Source organism: Herbidospora mongoliensis, from assembly GCF_001570545.1.
Lineage (GTDB): Bacteria > Actinomycetota > Actinomycetes > Streptosporangiales > Streptosporangiaceae > Herbidospora > Herbidospora mongoliensis.
The window spans coordinates 1-3,895 of record NZ_BBXD01000047.1 but is presented as its reverse complement, the minus strand read 5'-3'; the positions used below and the strand labels follow the sequence as shown (position 1 = coordinate 3,895).

The following is a 3,895-nucleotide window of genomic DNA, read 5'->3' as shown; positions in this document are numbered from 1 at the left end:
CCCGAATTGTGGACACCGGTTTTAGGCTGCGGCGGTCAGGCTACCTGCGGTTTTCTCGTAGTCGATCGGTGAGATCTGGCCGAGGCGGGAGTGCCGCCTTTTGGTGTTATATCGGGTCACCCACGTGAACACCGCCAGGCGGGCTTCGCCGGCTGATGTCCAGCCATGAGCGCCTTGCAGCGTCTCGCGTTTGAGAGAGGCGTTGAATGATTCGGCGGCGGCATTGTCGGCGCTGGTGCCGACCGCGCCGCGGGAACGGGTGACGCCCAGGCGAGCGCAGGTCTCCTCGAAGTCCTTGGAGCAGTACTGGACGCCGTTGTCGCTGTGGAAGATCGCCCCGTCGAGGGTGCCGCCCCTGGTGCGGGCCGCAGCTTCGAGGGCGTCGGTGACGAGTTTGGTGCGCATGTGGTCGGCGATCGACCAGCCCGCCAGCCGGCGTGAGCCCAGGTCCAGGACGGTGGCGAGGTAGAGGAACTTGCCGTCCCCGATCGGCAGATACGTGATGTCACCCACGTACCTCTGGTTCGGCGCGGACGCGGTGAAGTCCCGTTTCAGCAGGTCCGGGACGGGGGTGGCGTCCAGTTCGGGGATCGTGGTGCGGACCTTCCTGCGGAGGTGCGCCCCGACGATGTGCCGCTCGCGCATGACCCGCTCGACCCGTTTGTGATTGACCTCGAGCCCTTGGGCCTGGAGTTCGGCGGTGATCCGCGGGGACCCGTACGTGCCGTCCTCTTCTGTGTGGATCCTGCGGATCTCGACCGCGAGAGCGTCGTCGGCCCGCTTGCGGGCCAGCCGGGTCGGGGCGGTGGCCAGCCACCGGTAGTAGCTCGATCGGGCCAGCTCCAGGACCCGGCACAACCGCTTCACCCCGAAGGTGTTCTTGTGATCGTCAACGAACTCGAAGCGGCTCACCAGTTCGTCTCGCCCGCGAAAAACTTCGCGGCCTTCCGCAGAATGTCCCGTTCCAGCTCCAACTCCCGCACCCGGGCCTTGAGCTGCTGATTCTCTTCCTCAAGCACGTCATCCGAGGATAGGTTTCCTCGCAAAACCGGCTTGCGGCCAGGCTTCGGCCTCGCGCTGGCCGTCCCCTTCTCCTGCGCGTCGATCACCCACAACCGCAGCGTAGCTCGATGGATTCCGAGATCATCAGCGACCTGCTTGTAGGTCTTGGCCGGGTCCGACAAGAACAACGCCACAGCGTCGGCCTTGAACTCCTCCGGATAGTTCTTCCGCACCATCAAGAACATCTCTTCCCCTGGACCTCAAGATCCAGTCTCCAAGGTGTCCACAATCAGGGGGGAACTCCCGGTCCCGATCGAAGGACGGTGGCCGCCCGCCGGAGCTGCCTCGTCGTTTGCGTCCGGCTACCTGGTCGGATCGTTCGGGGATGGTGTGGCTGATGCCGCGCTGTCGCAGGTGCCGGCGGATGGCGCGGGAGCTATAGCCCTTGTCGGCCACCAGGTGATCTGGGCGGGTGCGTGGGCGTCCCGGCCCGATCCGGGGCACCCGGATGCCGGCCAGGACCTGGATCAGGCGGGTGCAGTCGTTGACGTTGCCAGCGGTGACCAGCACCGACAGCGGACGGCCGTGTCCGTCGCAGGCGAGGTGGATCTTGGTGGTCAGTCCCCCACGGGATCGTCCGATGGCGTGATCCGCCGGATCGGCACCCGGCCGGTGCCCCCTTTTCGAGCTCCGGCCGCGTGCTGATGGGCTCGGACGATGGTGGAGTCGACCGCCACCAGCCAGTCGATGTCCCCGGCGGCGTCGGCTCTGGCTTGAGCTTTCGACAGCATCGCGGCGAACGTGCCGTCCAGCGCCCACCTGCGGAAGCGGGTGTAGAGCGTCCGCCACGGACCATACCGTCCGGGACGTCACGCCAGGCGCTGCCGGTGCGCATCTTCCACACGATCCCGTTCAGCACCCGCCGGTCGTCCTCACGCGGACGCCCCATTCGCCCAGGTGGAAGTAACTCTTTGAGCGAGTCCCACTCCTGGTCGGTCAGCTCATGGCGACGAATCACCCATCGATGATCCCGCACAACCAGATCACTTTGAAAACACGGCCTAGTGGTCGGGGGCGTAGTCGGACGTACGGTCATGCGCGCAATCGGGCGAGGTACATGGTTCATCGAGACCCCCGGATATGCCGATCTACACCTGTCAGGAAAAACAACCGACCTCATCAAACACGTGCGAAACGCCCTCGCGAGATGGCTCTTGTTCGGGCTCAAAGGTGCGCTCGGACTGGCGCTCGTGACCACGCTGGTGTACGGAATCTTGCGGGTGCTCCTAGAAGGCCGCTGAAAATCTTGTTCGCGTGCGGCGCCGTTTGCGGCCCGCGATTTCTCAGATGGTCGTGGAGGCCAGCGTCCAAGACCCGCTCGTGCGGGTGAGCCCGAGGTTGATCAGGGTTCGCAGGTTGAGCGCGGCGGCGCGGGTGTGGAGCCAGGCGTTGTTCTTGATGGTGCCGACATACCGTAATCGGCGGTTGCCCCGGGCGACGATCCAGGCGATGGCGCGTTCGACCGGGGGCCTCCAGCGCCGGTAATCCTCCTGCCAGGCCCGATCGGTCGCGGCGTGGCGGCGGGCGGCGGCAAGCGCGTCGTGGTGGGGGCGAGGGTGAGGATGCGCCCGGCTTTGGTCGTGGTGCAGCGCGGGCGCAGCGGGCAGCCGGCGCACAGGCCGGAGAACAACGCCTTGCGCTGCAGGTGGCGGCCTGACGGCGCTGACAGCGGGACTTGGTGTCCGGCCGGGCAGGTCACGGTCCCGGCGGTGGTGTCGATGGCGAAGTCGTCCAGGTTGAACCCGCCGGGAACGGCCGGCCGCAGCGGCGCGGGTTTGATCACCATGCGATGCCCTGCCGAGGTCAGCGCGTGGCGGCAAGGCCCGGTGGAGTAGGCGGCATCACCGAAGACGTCCACGGAGCCCTCTTCGGCGGCGAGCAGGTCCAGGGCAAGGGCGGCCTCGTGATGGACGGCGCCCGATCCGGGCCGCAGCGCCACGGCGGTGAACAGGCCAGTCTCGGGTTCGACCGCGACGTGGGCCTTGAAGCCGTCCTGGCGGTGAGTGCGGGTCTTGTGCACGTGCCGTGATTCGGTGTCGACGGTGGAGATCACCCGGTCGGTGACGGTCCGCTGGGCGATACGCCACCGCCCGTCGCGGCCGTCGGAGTCGTCGGCCGGCTCGACGTCCTGGCCGCAGACCAGGGCCAGCAGGCCCACCGCGGTGGCCGCCTGCTCCTCCAACGGCTGCTCGGGCAGGCCGACCAGCAGGCAGATGGCGTCGGTGACCAGCGCGTCCACCAGCGCGGCCCGGGCCTGCCCGTCATCCCAGGCGATGCGCGGCTTGCCCGGATCGGCGTAGTCATGAGCGGCGCAGAGTTCGGCCGCGACCTGCGCGGCGCCGGGCACGTGACGGATCACCCGGCGGATCGCGGCGATCAACTGGGTGACGGTGTCCTGGGTGGCCACCGCGTCATCCAGGACCGCCGAATCCAGCGCCCGCCGCTGCCTGCCCTTGAGTACTCCGGTCGCCGCGACCACCTCACCGACGGCTTCAAAGATCCGATCCGACCTGTTGGAGCGGGCCAGCCGCCGCCGGAAATAGGTCAGCAGCGACGGATCGAACGCGCTGTCATACAGTCCCAGCCCGCAGGCGGCCTTCCACCGCAGGTCACACCGCAATGCCTGCACGGTGTCGACGTCCGATAGCCCTTGCAAGGTCTGCAGCACCACCGCGGCCGCCAAGATGTCCGGCGGCATGCTCGGACGTCCGTTGCGCGAGGGATACATGTCCGCGAACATCTCCGCGGGAAACAGCGCCTGACGATGCTCGGCCAGGAACGCGAACACGCTCCCGGCCGGGATCAACTCCCGGCAGGTCTGCCACACATCCGG

General features: G+C 67.5%; 1 protein-coding gene and 2 pseudogenes. All 3 read right to left on the bottom strand.

All coding sequences use genetic code 11. The annotated features are described in order from the left end of the window. Nucleotides 1-21: 21 nt before the first annotated feature. Nucleotides 22-1,238, bottom strand: a protein-coding gene (locus tag AW272_RS40160) for an IS3 family transposase (protein WP_157519053.1) whose coding sequence is annotated in 2 segments (ribosomal slippage) — nt 22-935 and nt 935-1,238 — 1,218 coding nt in all. Because the reading frame shifts where the segments join, the coding sequence is not laid out codon by codon here. Between the two features lie 100 nt (nt 1,239-1,338). Continuing rightward, nucleotides 1,339-2,038: pseudogene (locus tag AW272_RS43015) on the bottom strand (IS5 family transposase); the annotation flags it as partial. Nucleotides 2,039-2,345: 307 nt separating this feature from the next. Further along, nucleotides 2,346-3,889 (bottom strand): annotated as a pseudogene (locus AW272_RS40145) (IS1182 family transposase). Between the last annotated feature and the right edge of the window lie 6 nt (nt 3,890-3,895).